This is a genomic window from Curtobacterium oceanosedimentum (assembly GCF_040545555.1).
Classification (GTDB): Bacteria; Actinomycetota; Actinomycetes; order Actinomycetales; family Microbacteriaceae; genus Curtobacterium.
The window spans coordinates 153,034-173,727 of sequence record NZ_JBEPMD010000005.1; the positions used below are offsets into that span (position 1 = coordinate 153,034).

Here is a 20,694-nt window from a genome sequence, read left to right on the forward strand (position 1 = left end):
CCGATCGGCTGATGTCACCACGTCCCCGGTCGGCGAGGCTCGGAGCATGACCCCGCTCGTCGCCGCACACCGCCCCGTCCCGATGCGCGCCCCGGTGCCCCGCGCTGTCCGGGTGTCGATGGCCCTGAGCACCTCGGTGCTCGTCGGTGTGCTCACCTCGTTCGGACAGGCCGTGCCGGCGCTCGCCGTCGTCGCGAACTCCGCCGGTCCCTGGTTCGTCGCCGCCGTGGCGCTCTGCGCGCTCGTGGGGATCCGGGCCGGACGGAGCGGGCTGGTGGCCGCGGCCGTGCTCGGCGTCGCGTCGCTGGAGCTCATGCACGTCGGGTACTGGGCGGCGTCCAACCTCCGGGGCTACCCGGACGTCCTGTCGGTCACGAACCCCTGGGTCCTCCTGGGCCTGCCCGCCGGGATCCTCGCGGGTGCCGTCGCGGCCGGACTGCGGGGGACGGACGGGCGCTGGCGTGCGGCGGCGCTCGGTGTCACTGCGGCGATCCTGGTCGGGGAGGGCGTCCGCGCCGTGCTCCGGGTGGCCGACGACGCGACGACGACAGCGTGGATCGCGCAGATCGTCTCCGGTGTGGTCGTGCTCGTGGTCGCGACGCTGACGGCGCGGACCCGGGCCGCGCGGATCGTCGCGTCCGGGACCGGCGTCGTCGGAGCGATCGGGGTGTTCGCCGCCTACCTCGTCCTCGGTGGGTAGGGCTCTCCACAGGGCAGGTCGGGCCCGGTCTGGTTCGCAGGTGGAACTGCGAGGATCGGCACGTGCACCTCCTCTCGGTCTTCAGCCTCCGCAACCGGGCCCTCATCGCGCTCGTCACGATCGTCGTCGCGGTGTTCGGCGGCGTCGCGCTGACGAACCTCAAGCAGGAGCTCATCCCGAGCGTCCAGTTCCCCCAGGTGGCGATCGTCAGCGCCTACCCCGGCGCGACGCCGGAGGTCGTGTCGAACGACGTGTCGACGAAGATCGAGCAGGCCATCCAGGTCGTGCCGGACCTCGAGTCGACGAGTGCGACCTCCTCGACGGGGCAGAGCGTGGTGTCCGCCTCGTTCGACTACGGGTCGAACCTGGCCAGCGCCGAGGACAAGATCCAGACCGCGGTGAACGCCCTCTCGCTGCCGGACACCGTGCAGACCCAGATCGTCACCGGGTCCTTCGACGACCTGCCCGTGCTGCAGCTCGCCGTCACCGCCTCCGGCAACCAGGAGCAGCTCGTCGACCGGCTGAACGCCACGGCCGTGCCCGACCTCGAGAAGCTCGACGGCGTGCGGCAGGCCGACGTGTTCGGCAACCCGGGCCGCCGCATCGTGATCACCCCGAACGAGGACGAGCTCGCGGCGCGCGGGCTCACGACGCAGTCGATCTCGAACGCCCTCGACGACAACGGCACGCTCGTCCCCGGTGGCACGATCACCCAGGACGGCACGACCCTCTCGGTGCAGACCGGGCAGCGCATCGCGTCGCTCGACGACATCCGCGGGCTGCCCCTGACGGCGTCGAGCGGGTCCGGCGCGTCGGGCTCGTCGGCCGGTGGGGCGTCCGCGGGCGGCGCCGCGACGGACTCCGGCAGTGCCGTCGGGGCGCCGGGCAGCACGGGGACGGGCTTCACCACGTCGGGTGACGGAACCGCCGGTGGGTCGGCCGCGGGCCAGGCCGGCACCGGGACGGCCGCGACCGGCGGGGCGGGCGCGAGCACGGCCTCCACACCGACCTCGCTCGGCGACGTCGCGACCGTGCAGATCGAGGAGTCGCCGCGCACCTCGATCAGCCGCGTCGACGGCAAGACCGCGCTCACCATCGCGATCACGAAGACGCAGGAGGCCAACACGGTCGACGTCTCCGAGACCGTGAAGGACGCCCTGCCCGGCATCGAGGCCAAGGTCACCGGCGACCCGCGGTTCACCGTGGTGTTCGACCAGGCGCCCTACATCCAGCAGTCCATCGACTCCCTGGCGGAGGAGGGGCTGCTCGGCCTCGGCTTCGCGGTCCTCGTCATCCTGGTGTTCCTGCTGTCGTGGCGCTCGACGCTCGTGACCGCGATCTCGATCCCGACCTCGGTGCTCCTCGCCGCGATCGGCATGCAGGCCGCCGGCTACACCCTGAACATCATCACGCTCGCCGCCCTCACCATCGCGATCGGGCGCGTGGTCGACGACTCCATCGTCGTCATCGAGAACATCAAGCGACACCTGCAACCGGGCGTCGACCGTGGGCGGGCGGTGCTCGACGCCGTGCGCGAGGTCGCCGGGGCCGTGACCGCGTCGACGCTCACGACCGTGGCGGTCTTCCTGCCGGTCGCGTTCGTCGCTGAGCTCGTCGGTGAACTCTTCCGGCCCTTCGCGCTGACGGTCACGATGGCGTTGCTCGCCTCGCTGTTCGTGTCGCTGACGATCGTGCCGGTGCTCGCGTACTGGTGGCTCCGCGCGCCGAGGACCCACCGCCACGCGGCGGTGCCGACCACCGGGTCCACGGAGACCGTGGCGACGGACCCGTCGGCAGCCTCCGCTCCCACGTCGGCGGCCGCCACCTCGGCCGGGAGGTCGACCGGGGCGCTGGCGTCGGCCGCCGACCTGCACGACGCCGGCACGTCGGACCGGCTGCGCCGCGGCTACCTGCCCGTCCTCCGCTGGGCGGTCGGTCGTCCGGCGCTCGTCCTCGTGCTCGCCCTCGTCGTCCTCGGTGGCACCGCGGCGGCCGTGCCCTTCGTCAAGACGAACTACCTCGGCGACTCCGGGCAGAACACCTTCACCGTGACGCAGGACCTCGAGCCCGGCACCAGCCTCGACGTGCAGTCAGACGCCGCCCGCAAGGTCGAGCGGGTGCTGCAGGACGTCTCCGGCGTCGAGACCGTCCAGACCACGATCGGATCGAGCGGCCAGTCCATCCAGGCCGCGTTCGGCGGTGGCGCGTCCGCGTCCGTGCAGTACAACGTCACCACCGACGCCGGTGCCGACCAGACGACCGTCCAGTCCACTGCCCGCGACCGCATCGACCGGATCGACGGCGTGGGCGAGGTCAGCCTGTCGAGCGCCGGCGGTGGCTTCGGCGGGTCCAGCGACATCGAGGTCGACGTCACCGCGCCGACCCAGTCCGAGCTCGAGACGGCTGCGCAGCGGGTCCTGACGACGATGCGCGACGTCGACGGGACCACCTCGGCGACGAGCAACCTGTCCGCGGCCGAGCCGTACCTGGCGGTCAAGGTCGACCGGGCGGCAGCCGCCGAGCACGGACTCACCGAGACGCAGGTCGGTGGGATCGTCGCCGCCGCGGTCTCGCCGCGCGACACCGGCAGCGTCGAGATCGACGACGCCACACTCGACGTGTACATCGCCGACCCGCAGCCGCCGACCACGATCGACGCCCTGAAGTCGCTGTCGATCCCGACCGCGAACGGCGAGGTCCCGCTGACCGACGTCGCGACGGTCGAGCAGTCCGACGGCCCGACCACGATCACCACGTCGAACGCCGTGCGCACCGCGACGATCACCGTGACGCCGGACTCGACGAACCTCGGTCAGGCCGTGCAGAACGTGACCCAGGCCGTCGACGCCCTCGACCTGCCGAAGGGCGCGTCGGCGACGATCGGCGGTGTCGCCTCGAGCCAGTCGTCGGCGTTCAGCCAGCTGCTGCTCGCCGTGCTCGTCGCGATCCTGATCGTCTACGTGATCATGGTCGCGACGTTCCGGAGCCTGCTCCAGCCGATCCTGCTGCTGCTCTCGGTGCCGTTCGCCGCCACCGGTGCGCTGCTCCTGCAGATCGTCACGGGCATCCCGCTCGGCGTGGCGTCGCTCATCGGTCTGCTCATGCTCGTCGGCATCGTGGTCACGAACGCGATCGTGCTCATCGACCTCGTCAACCAGTACCGCCGTCGTGGGCTCCGCGTCCGCGAGGCGCTGATCGAGGGAGCGACCCGCCGACTCCGGCCGATCCTGATGACGGCGCTGGCGACGATCTTCGCGCTGCTGCCGATGGCGATCGGGCTGACCGGGAAGTCGGGGTTCATCTCGCAGCCGCTCGCCCTGGTCGTGATCGGCGGTCTGGTGTCCTCGACGCTGCTGACCCTCGTGGTGCTGCCGGCGCTGTACTCGGTGGTCGAGGGCTTCCGGGAACGCCGGGCCGACCGGAAGGCGGAGCGGGAGGCCCCGGCGGAGCGGGAGGCCCCGGCGGAGCGGGAGGCCGTGGCGGAGCACTGAGGCGTCGGGGCCGCGCGGTGCTGCGGCCGTCTGCTCGCCGGTGGGTCGCCGTCAGTCGCGGCTGCCGGACTCCTCGGCCTCGACCTCGCGGAACCACGACACGAGCACGCAGGTCAGGGTGAGGAGGAAGACGATCGCGGCGCCCTGCGCGGCGATCGCCATGTGGCCGGTGGCGGCCGAGTACCCGCCGAAGGCCACGGCGGCGGTGAACGACAGGCCGAGCAGCAGCTCCGCGTAGGTCCGGACGGACGTCCGGGCGGGCCACTCGGCGACGGGGCGCGCGGGGCGGGTCGTGGTGTCGGTCACCCCTCGAGTGTGCGCGGGCGCTCCGGCCCCCGCACGCCCGAGTCCGGGTGCCACCCGCACGGGGCACGGCCCGTCCGAGTCGTCGGGCTCGTCAGGCCCGTCGGGCTCGTCAGCGGAGACGGTCGCGGAGGAACGCCACCACCCGCTCGCTCATCGCCCGGTCGAGCTGGGCGATCGAGTGCGCCGTCCCCTCGACGGCGACGAACGTCACCGGGACGTCGTGCTCGCGGAGCGTCGCGACGAACTCCTGCGACTCCCAGAGCGGGATGAACTCGTCGGTGGAGTGGCCCACGAAGAACGGGGCCGTGTCGTGCGTGACGTGGGCGCCGGGGGAGGCTGCCTGCGCGGCGGGACAGTCCTCGTAGCTCCGGCAGCCGAGGTAGAGCAGTTGCTTCCGCTGGAACGAGGCCGACACCCCGTCCGGCTCGGTCGACCGCGTCGTGAGGTCGGTCGGGCCGCTCAGGTCGACGACCGCACGGATGCGGTCCCCGTCCGCCCACGCCGCGGACTCGTGGTCCGTCACCGCGAGCATCGCCACGAGGTTGCCGCCAGCGCTGCCGCCGAAGAGCCCCACGCGGTCCGGGTCGATGTCGTACGTCTGCAGCGTCGTGGGCCGGAACACCCAGTCGAGCGCCCGCCGGGCGTCGTCGAGGCCCGCCGGGAAGGGGTCCGTCGGCGCGAGGCGGTAGTCGATGTTCACGGTGACGAACCCCTCGGACGCGAGGTACTGGCACACCGCCCGGTAGGCAGCCGTGGCCTTGTCGCCATGCGACCAGCTCCCGCCGTGGACGAGCATCACCGCCGGTCGGCCGTCGCCGGGTCGGGGGTCCTGCCGGTCCCGGGCGGCCGTGCCACCGGTCGGGTCGTCGGTCGCGGCTCCTGACCAGGTGGGTGCCGGCGTCGCCGTGGTGTCCGGTGCGCTGTCGGGCGGCAGGCACACGTCGAGGCGCTGCAGCGGCTCCCGACCGTAGGGCACGTCGGCCACGACCTCGATGCCGGGGTAGCGCAAGGACAGCGGGTAGATCACGGGGTCCGCGGTCACGACGTCGTCCCGGTCGCCCGCCGGCGTGCTGCTGCACGACCCGAGGGCACCCGTCGCCACGACCGCGGCGAGGAGCGCGAGCAGTGTGTGGCGGCCGGACCTCATCGTCGTCCACGCTAACCCCGCCCGCTCGTCACCGCGTCCGCCGTCCGGACGAGTGGGCTCCTCCCCGCGGTCGAGCCGGCACCCACACCCGATCCTGGTCGCACGCTGCCCGTTCCTTCCCATGACGGGTGCGATGCCTGGTGGAACCGGGCGTACCTGGTCGAACCGATCGACCAGGTACGCCCGGTCTCGCCAGGTACGCCCGGAAGCGCCCGGAAGCGCCCGGCAGCCGCGACCCGCCCGCGACCCGCCCGAGAGCACCGGGTGCCAGGATGGGCACGACACCAGCAGGAGGACCCGTGAGCCGTCGCAAGGCCTGGAACACCGACCCCGAACCGCTGCTCCGCGTGGACGAGGGCTTCCGCCTCGACCGCGTCGACCCCGACGGCACGCCGGGCTTCCCCGGTCGCAAGATCGACGGGCTCGAGTCCCTCGCCGCCGGGGCCGACCGCCTCGCGGCCCTGCAGGAGCGCCTGTACGCCGCGAGCACCGCCGGCGACCAGCGCCGCGTGCTCCTGGTGCTGCAGGCCATGGACACCGCGGGCAAGGGCGGCATCGTCTCGCACGTCGTCGGTGCGGTGGATCCGAACGGCGTCCACTACGCGGGCTTCAAGGCCCCCACGGACGAGGAACGAGCGCACGACTTCCTCTGGCGCATCGAGCGGCAGCTCCCCGCGCCCGGGCAGCTCGGCGTGTTCGACCGGTCCCACTACGAGGACGTCCTGATCCAGAAGGTCCGCGCGTTCGTTCCGCCCGAGGAGATCGAACGCCGGTACGGCGCCATCGTCGACTTCGAGGACCGTCTGGTCGAGCAGGGCACCACGATCGTGAAGGTCATGCTGCACATCTCGAAGGACGAGCAGCGCGAGCGACTCGGTGACCGTCTCGACCGCCCCGACAAGCACTGGAAGTTCAACCCGGGCGACATCGACGAGCGACTGCTCTGGGACGAGTACCAGCAGGCGTACCAGACGGTCTTCGACCGCACCTCGACCGCCCGGGCGCCCTGGTACGTCGTGCCGGCGAACCGCAAGTGGTACGCCCGGCTCGCCGTGCAACAGCTCCTGCTCCGCGCACTCGAGGACATGCAGCTCACCTGGCCCGCCGCCGACTTCGACGTGGCCGAGCAGCGTCGGCGGCTCGCCGAGTCCTGACACCGGCCCCGGTCTGGAGGCCCGGCGCCGCCCCGCCACGCCGTGCCGGGCCGACGCGTGGCCGGGAGGACGTCGATGGCAGGGCTGGCCAGGAGCGCCCCTGTCGCGTAGACTCGCTCGGTCGGCCTTCGGCACCGCGGCATCGTGACCGCGGATTTCGTTTGGGTGTGTGTGCGCTCGAGGGCTGGATTCACGTCGATCCGCGACGGGAAGAACCCCCTCCCCGCTGAAGAGCCCCCGCCGATGTCGCTGCCGGGCGCTGTGGGACGTCTGCACCCCGGAAAGTAGCAATGGCCCCGTACGACAAGGGCGCGCGTCAGCGTGCCGACGACCGAGTCCGCCACGCGAACGGCACGCCCGCCGCTCGCAGCAGCAAGCACCGCGGCTTCCGCGCCGCCGACCCCGCGCAGCCGCGGCAGAAGCAGCGCTGGGACGCCGAGGAGCGCCGCGGCCGCGCATCGCAGGGCGAGCGTCCGGCCCGCCCGAACTGGGAGCCCCGCGACGGCGGTCAGCGCCGTGACGACCGCGGCGGGCGCGGGTACGACCGCGACGACCGCGGTGGCCGTCGCTTCGACCGTGACGACCGTGCTCCGCGTCGCTTCGACCGCGATGACCGTGCTCCGCGTCGTGATGACGACCGTGCCCCGCGCCGGTTCGACCGCGACGACCGTGCCCCGCGTCGTGACGACGACCGTGGTGCGCGTCGCTTCGACCGCGACGACCGCGCTCCGCGTCGCTTCGACCGCGACGACCGTGCTCCCCGTCGTGACGACGACCGTGCCCCGCGTCGCTTCGACCGCGACGACCGCGCCCCGCGTCGCGACGACGACCGCGCCCCGCGCAGGTTCGACCGCGACGACCGTGCTCCCCGTCGCGACGACGACCGTGCCCCGCGCAGGTTCGACCGCGACGACCGTGCCCCGCGTCGCTTCGACCGCGATGACCGCGCTCCCCGTCGCTCCGACCGCGACGACCGTCCGCAGCGCCGTTCCTTCGACGACGACCGTGCCCCCCGCCGCGACCGCGACGACGCGCGCCCCTCGTACGTCCCCGCTGACGACGTCAAGCTCGAGAAGCTCCAGGCCGAGGCGACCGTGGCGGCCGACGTCGAGGGCGTGAGCTTCACCGACCTCGGCATCGGCGGCAACATCTCCCGCACCCTGGCCGAGATGGGCGCCACGAGCCCGTTCCCGATCCAGGCGGCGACGATCCCCGACGTGCTGTCCGGCAAGGACGTCCTCGGCCGCGGCCGCACCGGTTCCGGCAAGACCATCGCGTTCGGCGCACCCCTGGTCGAGAAGCTCATGGAGCACGGCGGCGGCACGAAGCGCAAGATGGGCCGCGCCCCGCGTGCGCTCATCCTCGCCCCGACCCGCGAGCTCGCCCTGCAGATCGACCGCACCGTGCAGCCGATCGCCCGCTCGGTCGGCCTCTTCACGACGCAGATCTACGGCGGTGTGCCCTACGGCCGCCAGGAGGGCGCCCTCGAGCGTGGCGTCGACATCATCGTCGGCACGCCGGGCCGCGTGCAGGACCTCATGAACAAGGGGAAGCTCGACCTCAGCGAGGTCGTCGTCTCCGTGCTCGACGAGGCCGACCACATGTGCGACCTCGGGTTCCTCGAGCCGGTGCGCGAGATCCTCTCCGCGACCGCCGAGGTCACCCCGCAGGGCAACCGCGCCCAGAAGCTCCTGTTCAGCGCCACGCTCGACGCCCAGGTCGCGTCGCTCGTGTCCGAGTTCCTGCACGAGCCGAGCGTCCACGAGGTCGCCGGCGAGGACCAGGCCTCCTCGACCATCGACCACCGCGTGCTGGTCGTCGAGCAGCGCCAGAAGGACCAGGTCCTCGAGGAGCTCGTCGCCGGCGACGGCAAGACGATCGTCTTCGCCCGCACCCGCGCCTACGCCGAGCGCCTGGCCGACCAGTTCGAGGACGCCGGCATCCGCGCGACCTCGCTGCACGGTGACCTCAACCAGTCGCGCCGCACGCGCAACCTGCAGCTGCTCACGAGCGGCCGGGTGAACGTGCTCGTCGCGACCGACGTGGCCGCGCGTGGCATCCACGTCGACGACGTCTCGCTCGTCGTCCAGGCGGACGCCCCGGACGACTACAAGGCGTACATGCACCGCTCGGGCCGCACGGGTCGTGCCGGCAAGGAGGGCACCGTCGTCACGCTCGTCCCGCGTGGCCGCATCCGGAAGATCGAGGGCATCCTCGAGAACGCCGAGATCGAGGCGGACCTCGTGCAGGCCGCTCCCGGTGACGGCATCGTCGCGGAGCTCGCCGCGCGCTAGACGCGACCACACGACGCGACGGGAGGCGCGGTGCCGGCTGGCACCGCGCCTCCCGTCCGTCGTCCTGCCCGCGAACTCCGCAGGACGCAACGTTCCCGAGAGCTCGCAGCGGTACGACGCTGCGAGCCGTCGCCGAGGTTGCGTGTTGCGAACGCGGACGCGTCGGCGATGCGTCAGCGGCTGAAGAAGAGCAGCCCGCGCACGTAGCCGGCCTGGCCGGCGTGCTGCGTGCAGTCGTCGAGGATGCTGACGAGCCGTGCGCCGCGGGTCACGGGCGGGTCCCACGCCTCGTCGACGACGGCGTCGAGGTCCTCCGGTGCGAGCGTCGCCAGGTACGCGACGGTGCGCTCGTGGACCGCGCGGAGGTAGCCGTTCAGCAGCTCCGCCGAGGCGCGAACGCGACCGACGTCGTCGCGCGACATCCCGTAGCCGAGCGCGTCGGCCGGGAACGGCAGGCCGAAGCGCTCCACCCAGCCGTCCGCGGTCCAGACCTGCTCGGAGCCGGCGAGGTCGGCGACCTGCGCGTCCTGCCCGCGTGCGATGTGCCAGGCGAGCCACGCGAGGGTGTTCGCGCCGGCCGCCGGGCGTGCGGCGAGCTGGTCCGCGGACAGGCCGTCGAGCGCGCGCTCCACGGTCTCGGGGACGCGGGAGAACGCTTCGGTGAGGAGTTCGGCAGGGGTCATGCGGCCGACGCTACGCGCGTTCGCGGACCCGACGCTCGGTGGCGTGCGGGGATGCCCCGCGCCGGGGCGTGTGCGACCCGTCGGGGGTCTAGCGTGCGGTGGCCGCGCGGTACCGCCGGTCGAGCGCTGCTCCGATGTCCTCGAGGGCAGCGGCGACGCCGACCCGCTCGGCGGCGGGGACGGCCTCGCTGAAGGCCGAGGCGTACGCGGCACCGACCGCTCGTGCGACGGCTGCTCCCGACGGGGTCAGGTGGACGAGGATGCTCCGCCGGTCGCCCGGGTTCGGTCGTCGTTCGAGGTGCCCGTGGCGCTCGAGCCGGTCGAGCAGCGAGGTCATCGCACCGGTGCTCAGCTCGAGCACGTCGCCGGCCTGCTTCGGTGTCGTCGCCTGCCCCTCCGACGCTGCCAGGTGCACCAGGAACCGTGTGTCCGTGATGCCGAGGCCCTGCGCGGCGCTCTCGTGCGCGAGGACCCGTGCGTGCCGGACCTGCAGGACCCGGAAGGCCGCGATCATCCGTGCGAGCCCGGCGTCGTCCGGGTCGGTGCCGGCACGGAGCGCCGGTGGAGCGACGTCGGGATCGACGCCGATCTCGACGTCGATCTCGACGACGGGGGAGACGGGGGCCGGGGGGAGGCCGGTCGTGACGGTCAGGGGAGGCAGTGCGGGGGAGGTGTCCGTCACGGGGTGGCTCTTCTCGGGTGGTGATCGCGGCGGCGATCTGCGGGACGCGGGCGGACCCGGGTCAGAGGTCCATGCAACAAGTATCTCAACGATTGAGATACCCCCAACAATGGGGTCATAGCTTCTCTTGTCATCAACACGGGCGGGAAGTAACTTGATCGTCGTAGTACACAGGCACCGTAGCGCGACCAACCACCGCGGGTCCGGAGCCACCACCGATCAGAATCTCTCTCCTCCGGAGGACAACCATGTCCCGTGTGTCCCCTCGCGCAGCCCGTCTCGCCGCCTGGATCGCCGTACCCGCCGCCCTCGTCGCCTCCGGCGTCGTCGTGTCGACCGCCTCGTACTCGGCCTTCTCGGCCACCACCACCAACCCCACCAGCAACTGGACGGCCGGCACCGTCGCGCTGTCCGACGACGATGCGAACACCGCGCTCTTCACCGCCGCGAACCTCAAGCCCGGCTCGTCCGACAGCAAGTGCATCACCGTGACCTCCACCGGTTCGCTGGCGTCGACCGTGAAGCTCTACGCCACCTCGCCGTCCACCTCGTCCGTGCTCGCGCAGAACACCACGATCAAGATCGAGCAGGGCACCGGTGGCGGGTTCTCCTCGTGCTCGGGCTTCACCCCGGCGGCGACCGGCGGGACCCTCTTCGAGAACAGCCTGCCGACCCTCGGCACGCAGGCCACGAACTTCGCCTCCGGCCTCGGTGCCTGGACCACGACCGGCGCCGCCAGCGAGACCCGCGTCTACAAGGTGACCTACACCGTGTCCCCGAACACGCCGAACACGGCACAGGCCAACACCGCGCAGATCGGGCTCACCTGGGAGGCCCAGAACAACTAGCAGGGCACCCCGTCCGTCAGCACGCCCCCGGTCGAAGGCAGTCATGGTCAGCATCGCAGTGCACGGTGGTCACACCCCGCACGACGTGCTGCGCGACGCCGTCGGTTGGGGGCGTGTCGTCGTCGGGACGGCCGCCCGTGCCGTCGTCGTCACACTCCTCGGACTGGCACTGTGGTCGGCCGCCCCGGCGCTGCTCGGGTGGCACCCCACCACCGTGATGACCGGCTCGATGGCGCCGCGGCTCGCCCCGGGCGACGTCGTGGTCTCGCGCCCGGTCGCACCGGCCGAGATCCGTCCCGGACAGGTCCTGCTCGCCGACGACCCGGACCAGCCGGGACACCTGCGGATGCACCGGTTCGTCGAGCCGGGCCCGGACGGCACCGTCGTCACGAAGGGTGACGCCAACCCGCAGGCGGACTCCACGCCGACCGAGCGCTCCGCGGTGCACGGGGTCGCCGTCCTGCGGGTGCCGTCCGTCGCCACCCCGGTGCTCTGGGTCCGCGAGGGCCGCTGGGTCGAGGTCGGCACCGCCGCCCTCGCGCTCGTCGCCGTGCTCCTGCTCTGCACGGTCGACGGTCCGCTCCGTCGGCGCGGCCCCCGGCACCGCGGGGACAACGGAACCACGGGTGGCGGTGGGACCACGGGCCACGGCCTGGAGGCACGGCTCGCCTCCGCCCCGCCGGCTGCGGCCGGCACCGCGGAGCCACCGCACCGTCGGTCGCCTCGTCCCGTGGCGCGCCACGTCGGCGGACACCACGGCGCCGTGCCCCGCGAGGTCGTCCGGAGCGGCGGGAGCGCACGGCGCAGCGGGACGCTCGGGGTCGTCGCCGTCGTGGTCGGGGCGAGCGCCGTGCTCGTGCCGACACAGGCCGATGCTGCACCGTTCGGTCGGGCCACGGACACGGCCGTCCGGCTCACGGCGTCGACCGTGCCGGTCGCCACCCCCCTCTCGTGCACGGACGCCAGCAACGGGTCGGTCGTGATCGCTTGGGACTACTCGGGCGACGAACCGAGGTCGTTCGCCCTCTCCGACAACACCGGCACCGTGCTCGCGACCACGACCGACGGGAAGGCGCGGACCGCGACCGTGAAGCTCAGCGGTGGTCTACTCGACCTCGAGACGCAGCGCACGGTGCGCATCCAGACGAACGCCGTCGGCACCTGGACGTCGCTCCCCAGCGCACCGGTCGCGATCAAGTACACGTCGATCCTCGGATTCGGCGCCGGCACGCGCTGCGTGCGCTGACCTCCTGCACAGGAGCGCTCGGCGCACCGGTCCTCCACAGGGCGGCACGGGCTCGCCGGTGATGTCCCCGGCCGCCGCTACCGTGACGGCATGCGGATCCTCCACACCGGCGACTGGCACCTCGGCCGCACGCTGCTCGGTGCGGACCTGCTCGGACACCAGTCGGTGTTCGCGGACTTCCTCGTCGACACCGTCCGCGACCGCGCGGTCGACCTGGTCGTGATCGCCGGCGACGTCTACGACCGCGCGATCCCGCCGGTGGACGCCGTCCGGCTCCTCTCCCGGACGCTCGAACGCCTGGCCGAGACGGCGACGGTCGTGCTCACGCCGGGCAACCACGACTCCGCCGCCCGGCTCGGCTTCGGTGCCGGGGTCATGCACGACCGCGTCCGGATCCTGGCGGAGCCCGCGGGCATCGGCACGCCGGTGCTCCTCGACGACGACCACGGCCCGGTCGCCGTGTACGGGATCCCGTTCCTGCACCCCGACCTCACGCGGTACGCCCTGGCCGACGTGCCGGACGAACCCCTCGCCCGGTCCCACCAGGCGGTGGTCGGGGCAGCGACCGCACGGATCCGCGCGGACCTCGCGACCCGCCCCGGTACCCGCAGCATCGTCGTCGCACACGCCTTCGTGGGCGGGGCGGCACCGAGCGACAGCGAACAGGACATCCGCGTCGGCGGGGTCGACCAGGTCGCCGCGTCGGTGTTCGACGGCATCGACTACGTCGCGCTCGGACACCTCCACGGACCGCAGCGGGTGGGCACGAGCGACCGCATCCGGTACGCGGGTTCGCCGCTGGCGTTCTCGTTCGGCGAGCGGCACCAGCGCAAGAGCGTCACCCTCGTCGAGCTGGCGGCCGACGGCGCGGTCTCGGTCGAGCTCGTGCCCGCCCCCGTCACGCGTCGGCTCGTCGACGTCAGGACCTCCATGGCCGCGATCGAGTCCGGCGAGCACCGCGCGGACGCCGACGCCTGGGTCCGCGTCGCGGTGACCGACACGGTGCACCCGGAGCGCATGTACGCCCGCGTGAAGGACCACTTCCCGCACGCGCTGGCGATCACGCACGAGCCCGCCGACCGGCCGGAACGCCAGGCCGCGCGGTCGGTCACCGCGACCTCCGACCCCGTCGAGGTCGCCGCCGACTTCGTCGCGTTCGCCACGGGCGCCGCGCCGTCCGAGGGCGACCGCGCGGTCCTGACCGAGGCGTACGAGGCCGCCGTCCTCGCGCTGCACGACGACCGGGGGCGCTGATGTACCTGCACCGACTCGAACTCCGGGCGATCGGGCCCTACCCCGAGCTCGTCTCGATCGACTTCGCGGCGCTCGCCGCCTCCGGGGTGTTCCTGCTCGAGGGGCCGACGGGCTCCGGCAAGTCGACCATCATCGACGCCGTGGTCTTCGCCCTGTACGGCGGACTCGCGGGCGAGGGCTCGACGCACGACCGCCTGCACAGCCAGCACGCGGACCCGGGGGTCGAGCCCTTCGTGGAGCTCGTGTTCGAGACCGGTGCCGGCGTGTACCGGGTCCGACGGACGCCGCAGTACGACCGCCCGAAGCAGCGCGGCGCCGGGACGGTGCGGCAGCAGGCGTCCGCACAGCTCTTCCGGCTCGCGAACCCCAGCGACGCCGTGGGCGAGCCGGTGTCCTCACGCATCCCCGAGATCGGGCTCGAGGTCGCACGGGTCGTCGGACTCGACCGTGCGCAGTTCCTGCAGACGGTCGTGCTGCCGCAGGGCGAGTTCGCCCGGTTCCTCCGTGCCCCGGGTGAGGACCGCCGGAAGCTCCTGCAGTCCCTCTTCGGGACCCAGGTCTACGACGGGACCGCGGACGAGCTCGCCGCCCGTCGCCGCGAGGTCCAGGCCGAGGTCGAGTCCGCCGACGCCCGGGTCCGGGACGCACTCAACCGGTTCGCGCAGGCGGCCGGCGACACGGAGGCGGACGAGGCCTCGGTACCGGGGACCCTCGATGCGCTCCGCGGCCGCGCCGAGGAGACCGCAGCACGACGGACCGAGGCGGTGGCCGCGGCAGAGCATGCCCGGAAGCACGAGCACGACGTGGCCGCACGGCTCGAGGCGCGGACGCGACGTGCGGCGCTCCTCGAACGTCGCCGTGCCCTCGACGACGGTGCAGCCCGGGTCGAGGCGGCCCGTGACCGGCTCGCACTCGCCGACCGGGCGGCCCGGGTCACGACCCCGGCAGACGGTCTCGACGCCGCCCGCGTCCGTGCGGACGAGCACCACCGTCGGGCGCTCGACCTCCGCACGCGCCTCGGCGTGCCGACGGACGTCGACGTCGTCGCCCGGCACGCCGACCTGACGGCCTGTGCCGCGGCGGTCCGGCACCTCGTGGCGGTCGAGGCGACGCTCGACGACCGACGCCGGGCCCGCACCGATGCCGCCGCCCGGGCCGCGCTGCTCGTCGACCGGGTGGCCGAGCTCGACCGGGCGCTCGAGGCACGACCCGCCGGACGGGCCGCCCTCGTCGAGGAAGCCCGGACCTCAGCCACCGCCGCGGGTGATGCCGAGGCCGCCCGCGCCGAGGTCGAGCGCCTCCGGCGGGTGCGCGCCGACCTCGACGCACGGGACGCCGCGGTCGCCGCAGTGCGTCGGGCGGAACAGACGGTGGCCGACCGCCGGGTCCGCGCCGAGGAGCTCCTGCGGGCCGAGCAGGCCCTGCGCGCCCGGCGCATCGCGGGTCTGGCCGGCGAACTCGGTGCGGCGCTCCTCCCGGGCGACCCCTGCCCCGTCTGCGGCGCGCACGAGCACCCGGACGTCGCCGTGCCGCAGGACGACCACCCCGACGCAGCAGCGGTGGACGCCGCCGCCGCCGCGACGCGCACAGCCGACGGTGCCCTCGCCGAGGCAGCAACCGTCCTCGCGGTCGAACGGGCGGAGCTCGAACGACTGCGCGCGGCGGTCGGGGACACGGACGCCGATGCCCTGGCGACCCAGGCCGCTGCCGCCGCTGCCCGCGTCGACGCCGCACGCGCGGCCGCCGTCCACGTCGCCGAGGTCGAACAGCGCCGGCTGGCCCACGACGACGAGACCCGAGCGCTCGAACGCGAGCACCACACGGTGCAGGCCGAGCACGCCGTCCTCGTCGCGACGAGCGCGGCCGAGGAGGAACGGCTCGACCACGAGACCGCTGCCGTCACGGACGCACGGCTCCGGGCAGCGTCCCTCGCCGTCAGTCCCTGGACCGCAGCCGTCCACGACGACGATCGCGCGCCGGACGACCGCTCCCTCGCACGGACGGTCCGACAGCTCGACGACCTCGCCGCTCGAGCCGTCGAGGTCTCCGCTGCCGAGGCGCAGGCGGCCACGGCCGCGCAGACCGTGGTCGAGCGGACCGGAGAGGTCGCCCGCGCGCTGGCCGAGCAGGGCTTCGACGCGGTCGACGCGGCCCGGGCAGCGCTGCTCCCGCCGGAGCGGGCAACCGCACTGCAGGCCGAGATCGCCGCGGCGGAACGCGAGCGCGCCGTCGTCGACGCGGGCCTCGCGGAACCCGCGGTGGTCGCGGCCGCGGACGACCTCGACGCCGGGCAGGACGCCCCGCTCGACTTCGACGCAGCACGTGCCGCGCACGTCGCAGCGGCCGGACTCGCCGACGAGGCCGTCCGCGCGGCGGTCTCGGCATCGGACCGTGCCGAGGCCGCGGCCGGCTGTGCCGCCGAGGTCGCACGCGCCGTCCGGGCCCGCGACGACACGTCCGCGCAGAGCCGGGCGATCGTCCGCCTGGCCGACGTCGCCAACGGCGTGACCGCGGTGAACCCGAGCGGCATCACCCTCGGCACGTACGTGCTCATGCGGCGCTTCGAGGACGTCGTCGCAGCCGCGAACGACCGCCTGCGCGGGATGCTCGGCGGTCGGTTCACCCTCGAGACGTCCGACGAGCGCGAAGCCGGCTCACGGGCGCGACGGACCGGCCTCGCGCTCGCGGTCCACGACCACACCACCGACACCCGGCGCGCACCGGGGAGCCTGTCCGGCGGCGAGACCTTCACGGTCTCGCTCTGCCTGGCGCTCGGGCTCGCCGACGTCGTGCAGGCCGAGGCCGGCGGGGTCTCGCTCGGCACGTTGTTCGTCGACGAGGGCTTCGGCACCCTCGACCCCGAGACCCTCGACGACGTCATCGGCCAGCTGGCACGACTGACCGCCGGGGGGCGTCAGGTCGGGATCGTCAGTCACGTCGAGGAGCTCAAGCAGCGCATCCCCGAGCGCATCGCCGTGCGACGCACCGCAGCGGGCGGCTCGCGGGTCACCACCACCGTCTGACGAACCACGAACCACGAACCACGAACCACGGACCACGAACGACGAACCACGGACCACGGACCACGAACCGCGGGAGGTTGGTGGAGGACCGCGGTCAGGGGGACGGCGTCGCGTCCACCGTGCCGTCGGGCGGCGGCAGGATGTCGGCCGCGATCCACGGGAAGACCCACGTGAACAGCGCGTACACGATCACCGCGAGCAGCACGAGCAGCTCGAGGACCTTCAGGGCGGCCGGTCCGGGCAGGACCCGCCAGACGAACGGGAAGATCACTGCGGCGTCTCCGAGAGTTCCTTGGGGGTGCCCTCCGAGACGGGCATCCAGTAGTCGAGCTTGGCGTGGGTCACGTATCGCTCCTTGGCGGACCACATCGGGTGGCACGCGGTGAGCGTGAGCCAGCGGTCCTCCGCCGAGGGCGTGACACCCGGCTGGTTCGGCACCGGCGCGATCGTCTCGATCTTGTCCGGCGTGACGATCTGCGAGTCGGTGACCTTGTAGACGTACCAGACGTCGAAGTCCTTCGCAGCGTCGGTCACACGGACGACGATCGCGTCGTCGGTCTTCAGGTCCGCGATCTGGTTCAGCGGCTTGCCGTAGGTCACGCGGTGCCCTGCGACGGCGAAGTTGCCCTCGGCGCCCGGCATCGCGGTGTCCTGGTAGTGCCCGAGCCCGATCGTGTTAAGCACGCGCTCGCGGTCGGTGCCCTCGCCGATCGGACGCAGGTAGTCGGCGCCGAAGCGCGGGATCTGCATCGTGCCGAACACGCTCGTGACCTCCGGCGGTTCGGCGAGCACGGGGGCCTCGCCGCGGTGCTCGGAGCCCTCGACCTTCGGTGCCGCACGCTGCCCGAGGTCGTCGACGAGCTTCGTCTGCTCGTTCACGGCGACGACGTCCGTCCACCACGCGGTCCACGCCACGTAGAGACCGGTGCCGGCGCCGGCGATGATCAGGAGCTCGGCCAGCAGTGCGACGAGTGCCCCGCCGACGGTCTGGCGACGCCGGGGGCGCCGTGGCTGCCGCGTGGCCTCGTCCTCGCGCGCCGAGCGGCGCGTCGGGGCGGTGTCGTGTGCGGTCACGGTGCTCCTGATCCGGATGGGGTGGTCGGACAGGTCTATCAGACCACGCCGACGGACAGGTGACGAGTCCTCGCACCTGTGGATGCCCACGGGGTGCGGCTAGCGTGGCCGGATGGCCCCGGTGTTCCGTCCCTTCCGTCCCGACGACACCGAGGCGGTCGTCGCCCTGTGGGACGCCTGCGGGCTGCTGCGCCCGTGGAACGACCCGCGCCGTGACATCGCGCGCAAGGTCGCCGAGCAGCCCGAGCTGTTCCTGGTCGCCGAGCAGGCCGGGCGTGACGACGAGCGGACGGTCGTCGGCGTCGGCATGGCGGGCTACGACGGGCACCGCGGCTGGGTGAACTACCTGGCGGTCCGTCCCGACCTGCAGGGATCCGGGCTCGGTCGCGCCTTCATGGCCGAGTTCGAACGGCTCCTGACCGCCCGAGGGTGCCCGAAGGTCAACGTGCAGGTGCGCGAGGGGAACGAGCAGGTGCTCGGGTTCTACGCCTCGCTCGGGTACGCCCCGGACCGTGCGGTGTCCCTCGGCAAGCGCCTCATCGCCGACGACTGACGCCGGACACCCGCTCCGCCGGACACCCGCCCCGCCGGACACCCGTTCCGCCGGACACCCGCTACGCCAGCGCCAGACCGACCGACGCCGCGAAGGCGAACACGATCCCGGTCCACTGCACCCGGGTCAGCCGCTCACGCAGCACCACGCCGGCGAGCACCAACGTGCCGATCGGGTAGAGGGCGTTGAGGACGCTCACCACGGGGAGCACGGCGTCGCCCGACCCGACGTGCAGCGCCGCCTGGATGCAGGCGTTCGCCAGCGCGTCGAGCACGCCGCAGGCCACGACGGCGACCACGGTCCGCCCCGCCCACCGCTGCCGGTTCGACCAGCGCGACCGACGCGACGTGCCCGACCGACGGGGACCGCGCGGGACACCTGCGGCAGACCGCCCGGCCGACGCCGACGGCGCGACGTGATCCGCGCCTCCCGGCCGACTCGACCGAACCGACTCGACCGGCCCGACCGGCCCCGACCGCACCGCCACCACGACCGCCACCGCACCGAGCAGCACCGTCTGCACCACCCGCCCGACCAGGAGCGTCGCGACGCCCGCGTCCGAGGGTGCCGCGTCGTACGCGAGCACGATCCCGCCGAACCCGCACCCCGCCACCCCGGCCGTGACGACCCCGACGGCGGTCACCCGCGCACCCGAGGTGTCCCGCACCGCCGCGACCAGCACGACCGCGACCACCGCGACCACGAGCGCGATCGACGCAGCGAGCGACAGCACCGTCCCACCCACGAGCGCGACCGCGACCGGGGTGACCGCGGCGAACACCGCCGTCAGCGGGGACAGCACGCTCATCGGGCCGACGGCCAGTGCCCGGTAGAGCAGCAGCACCGCCACCGACCCCGAGACCCCCGCTCCGATCCCGGCCGCGACCGCGGGACCGGAGAAGGTCGCCCCGACGGCCGCCGCCCCGAGCGCCAGCGGGACCAGGCCCACCGCCGCGGCGACGGCTGCGACGGTCACCGCACGCTCGCGCCGCGCGGCGAGGCCGCCGAGGAAGTCGGCAGCCCCGTAGACGACCGCGCCGGTCAGGCCGAGCAGGACGGAGAGCACGGCTCCCATCCTGCCCGTGCCGGTAGCCTGCGCGGGTGAGCGTTCCGTACCACCGCCTGCCCCGTGTCGATGCCCGTTGGCGCTGGTGGCGCCCGCTCGTCGCGCTCGCGTTCCTGGTCGGGTACTACATCGCCACCCAGATCGTCCTGGCGGTGGCCTACTTCGTCCCGATCGGTGCGACGCAGGGCGCCGAGGGGCTGATGAGCTTCCAGGACGACCTGACGAGCGGTGCCCTCGACCCCACGGACCCGCTCATCCTGTCGCTGACCCTGCTGTCGCTCGTGGTGCTGCTGCCCGGTGTCCTGCTCGCGGTGAAGATCGCCCGGATCGGCCCGGCGGGCATCCTGTCGTCGACGCGCTTCCGGGTGCGCTGGCGCTGGACGCTGTGGTGCCTGCTGCCGACGATCGTCATCGCGATCCCGATGTTCCTGCTGCAGACGTGGGGGATGTTCTCGTTCGACGGCGGCTTCGGCTGGGACCACGACGCCATCGGGCAGTCGACCGTCTCGCCCGCCACGCTGACCTTCACGATCGTGATGGTCCTGGTGCTCGTGCCCTTCCAGGGCGCAGCGGAGGAGTACGTCTTCCGCGGCTTCCTGATCCAGACGATCGCGTCGTGGATCCCGGTCCGGATCGTCGGTGTCGTCATCGCCGTCGCGGTCTCGACCGTGGTGTTCGCCGCCGGGCACATCCCCAACGGCTACAACGTCTGGGGCATCCTCGACGTCGGCTCGTTCGGGCTGATCGCCGCGATCATCGTGCTGCGGACCGGGGGCATGGAGGCCACCGTCCTCCAGCACGCCTTCAACAACATCATGATCTTCGTGCTGCAGGCCCCGGGCTGGTCGAAGATCGACCTCGACGCCTCGGACGGCACCGCCGGTGGCTTCCTGGTCACGCTCGCGACCTCGCTCGCCTTCTGGGGCATGATCGAGCTCCTCGCGTGGTGGCGGGGGCTCGACCGTCGCTTCCCGGGACACGAGGCGCCCCGCTTCCGCGGTCCGGCGCCGGTCTGGGCGGGCGGTCGGCAGTGGACCCGGCCGGGAGGCACGGGCTGGGCAGTCGCACCGGCCCGCGGTCCCGAGACGGACCGGGACGCACCGGTGGCCGATCCGTCCGCCGCTGCGCCTGTGGACGAGACGGTGGGTGTCGCCCCGCGCTCGTAGGCTGGGG

The 20,694-nt window shown here is 73.3% G+C and carries 17 protein-coding genes; 10 read left to right on the plus strand and 7 right to left on the minus strand.

All coding sequences use genetic code 11. The features are described from left to right. Positions 1–46: 46 nt before the first annotated feature. Both ABIC52_RS07215 and ABIC52_RS07220 read left to right on the plus strand, forming a co-directional pair. Entirely contained in the window at positions 47–700 is a 654-nt protein-coding gene (locus ABIC52_RS07215; protein WP_209679936.1) for a DUF6518 family protein, read from the plus strand. Between the two features lie 62 nt (positions 701–762). After that, complete coding sequence (locus ABIC52_RS07220; protein WP_354026988.1) at positions 763–4,191, plus strand: efflux RND transporter permease subunit; 3,429 nt, start codon at positions 763–765, stop codon at positions 4,189–4,191. Positions 4,192–4,242: 51 nt separating this feature from the next. Here ABIC52_RS07220 and ABIC52_RS07225 read toward each other — a convergent pair whose 3' ends face one another. Next, entirely contained in the window at positions 4,243–4,497 is a 255-nt protein-coding gene (locus ABIC52_RS07225; protein WP_126892135.1) for a hypothetical protein, read from the minus strand. A gap of 109 nt (positions 4,498–4,606) precedes the next feature. Then, a complete protein-coding gene (locus tag ABIC52_RS07230) occupies positions 4,607–5,644 on the minus strand; it encodes an alpha/beta hydrolase (RefSeq protein ID WP_161972657.1) in 1,038 nt (345 codons plus the stop codon). A 272-nt stretch (positions 5,645–5,916) separates the two neighbouring features. Here ABIC52_RS07230 and ABIC52_RS07235 point away from each other — a divergent pair, with 272 nt between their 5' ends. Both ABIC52_RS07235 and ABIC52_RS07240 read left to right on the plus strand, forming a co-directional pair. Beyond that, entirely contained in the window at positions 5,917–6,798 is an 882-nt protein-coding gene (locus ABIC52_RS07235) for a polyphosphate kinase 2 family protein (protein WP_435526070.1), read from the plus strand. Positions 6,799–7,088: 290 nt separating this feature from the next. Further along, complete coding sequence (locus ABIC52_RS07240) at positions 7,089–9,092, plus strand: DEAD/DEAH box helicase (RefSeq protein ID WP_354026990.1); 2,004 nt, start codon at positions 7,089–7,091, stop codon at positions 9,090–9,092. A gap of 173 nt (positions 9,093–9,265) precedes the next feature. On the opposite strand, the gene ABIC52_RS07245 is transcribed toward ABIC52_RS07240, so the two are convergent. Both ABIC52_RS07245 and ABIC52_RS07250 read right to left on the minus strand, forming a co-directional pair. Beyond that, positions 9,266–9,775 (minus strand): mycothiol transferase, encoded by a 510-nt coding sequence (locus ABIC52_RS07245; protein ID WP_209823015.1) that lies wholly within the window; start codon positions 9,773–9,775, stop codon positions 9,266–9,268. An 88-nt stretch (positions 9,776–9,863) separates the two neighbouring features. After that, positions 9,864–10,457, minus strand: coding sequence for a MarR family transcriptional regulator (locus ABIC52_RS07250; protein WP_126892545.1), 594 nt, complete (start codon positions 10,455–10,457; stop codon positions 9,864–9,866). A gap of 248 nt (positions 10,458–10,705) precedes the next feature. Between ABIC52_RS07250 and ABIC52_RS07255 the strand changes: the two genes are divergently transcribed. The 4 genes from ABIC52_RS07255 to ABIC52_RS07270 all read left to right on the plus strand — a co-directional run bounded on the left by ABIC52_RS07255 (position 10,706) and on the right by ABIC52_RS07270 (position 16,828). Further along, on the plus strand, positions 10,706–11,305 hold the full coding sequence (locus ABIC52_RS07255; RefSeq protein WP_126892544.1) for a M73 family metallopeptidase: 600 nt from the start codon (positions 10,706–10,708) through the stop codon (positions 11,303–11,305). Between the two features lie 43 nt (positions 11,306–11,348). After that, positions 11,349–12,551, plus strand: a complete 1,203-nt coding sequence (locus ABIC52_RS07260) for a S24/S26 family peptidase (protein WP_126892543.1) — start codon at positions 11,349–11,351, stop codon at positions 12,549–12,551. A gap of 90 nt (positions 12,552–12,641) precedes the next feature. Continuing rightward, positions 12,642–13,805, plus strand: coding sequence for a metallophosphoesterase family protein (locus ABIC52_RS07265; RefSeq protein WP_354026991.1), 1,164 nt, complete (start codon positions 12,642–12,644; stop codon positions 13,803–13,805). Then, positions 13,805–16,828: an AAA family ATPase gene (locus ABIC52_RS07270; protein ID WP_354026992.1), complete on the plus strand. Its 3,024-nt coding sequence runs from the start codon at positions 13,805–13,807 to the stop codon at positions 16,826–16,828. The genes ABIC52_RS07265 and ABIC52_RS07270 overlap by 1 nt, the downstream gene beginning before the upstream one ends. 94 nt (positions 16,829–16,922) lie before the next feature. Here the strand turns inward: ABIC52_RS07270 and ABIC52_RS07275 are convergent, their stop codons facing one another. Together ABIC52_RS07275 and ABIC52_RS07280 are read right to left on the minus strand one after the other, a co-directional pair. After that, positions 16,923–17,099, minus strand: a complete 177-nt coding sequence (locus ABIC52_RS07275) for a hypothetical protein (protein ID WP_153257451.1) — start codon at positions 17,097–17,099, stop codon at positions 16,923–16,925. Continuing rightward, the gene (locus tag ABIC52_RS07280) at positions 17,096–17,902 is read right to left on the minus strand and encodes a class E sortase (RefSeq protein ID WP_238638279.1); all 807 of its coding nucleotides are present in this window, start codon (positions 17,900–17,902) and stop codon (positions 17,096–17,098) included. The genes ABIC52_RS07275 and ABIC52_RS07280 overlap by 4 nt, the downstream gene beginning before the upstream one ends. A 112-nt stretch (positions 17,903–18,014) precedes the next feature. Between ABIC52_RS07280 and ABIC52_RS07285 the strand changes: the two genes are divergently transcribed. Next, positions 18,015–18,455, plus strand: a complete 441-nt coding sequence (locus tag ABIC52_RS07285; protein WP_126892689.1) for a GNAT family acetyltransferase — start codon at positions 18,015–18,017, stop codon at positions 18,453–18,455. A 61-nt stretch (positions 18,456–18,516) separates the two neighbouring features. Here the strand turns inward: ABIC52_RS07285 and ABIC52_RS07290 are convergent, their stop codons facing one another. Next, a complete protein-coding gene (locus ABIC52_RS07290) occupies positions 18,517–19,521 on the minus strand; it encodes an EamA family transporter (RefSeq protein ID WP_354026993.1) in 1,005 nt (334 codons plus the stop codon). A gap of 35 nt (positions 19,522–19,556) precedes the next feature. On the opposite strand from ABIC52_RS07290, the gene ABIC52_RS07295 reads away from it, so the two are divergent. Beyond that, positions 19,557–20,687, plus strand: a complete 1,131-nt coding sequence (locus ABIC52_RS07295) for a CPBP family intramembrane glutamic endopeptidase (protein WP_126892436.1) — start codon at positions 19,557–19,559, stop codon at positions 20,685–20,687. Positions 20,688–20,694: the final 7 nt, after the last annotated feature.

Bases quoted from the DNA above. Each gene is read 5' to 3' on its own strand.
- ABIC52_RS07235 (WP_435526070.1), top strand. From the start codon at position 5,917: ATGGGCACGACACCAGCAGGAGGACCCGTGAGCCGTCGCAAGGCCTGG.
- ABIC52_RS07240 (WP_354026990.1), top strand. From the start codon at position 7,089: ATGGCCCCGTACGACAAGGGCGCGCGTCAGCGTGCCGACGACCGAGTC.
- ABIC52_RS07260 (WP_126892543.1), top strand. From the start codon at position 11,349: ATGGTCAGCATCGCAGTGCACGGTGGTCACACCCCGCACGACGTGCTG.
- ABIC52_RS07255 (WP_126892544.1), top strand. From the start codon at position 10,706: ATGTCCCGTGTGTCCCCTCGCGCAGCCCGTCTCGCCGCCTGGATCGCC.
- ABIC52_RS07245 (WP_209823015.1), bottom strand. From the start codon at position 9,775: ATGACCCCTGCCGAACTCCTCACCGAAGCGTTCTCCCGCGTCCCCGAG.
- ABIC52_RS07215 (WP_209679936.1), top strand. From the start codon at position 47: ATGACCCCGCTCGTCGCCGCACACCGCCCCGTCCCGATGCGCGCCCCG.
- ABIC52_RS07230 (WP_161972657.1), bottom strand. From the start codon at position 5,644: ATGAGGTCCGGCCGCCACACACTGCTCGCGCTCCTCGCCGCGGTCGTG.
- ABIC52_RS07265 (WP_354026991.1), top strand. From the start codon at position 12,642: ATGCGGATCCTCCACACCGGCGACTGGCACCTCGGCCGCACGCTGCTC.
- ABIC52_RS07270 (WP_354026992.1), top strand. From the start codon at position 13,805: ATGTACCTGCACCGACTCGAACTCCGGGCGATCGGGCCCTACCCCGAG.
- ABIC52_RS07285 (WP_126892689.1), top strand. From the start codon at position 18,015: ATGGCCCCGGTGTTCCGTCCCTTCCGTCCCGACGACACCGAGGCGGTC.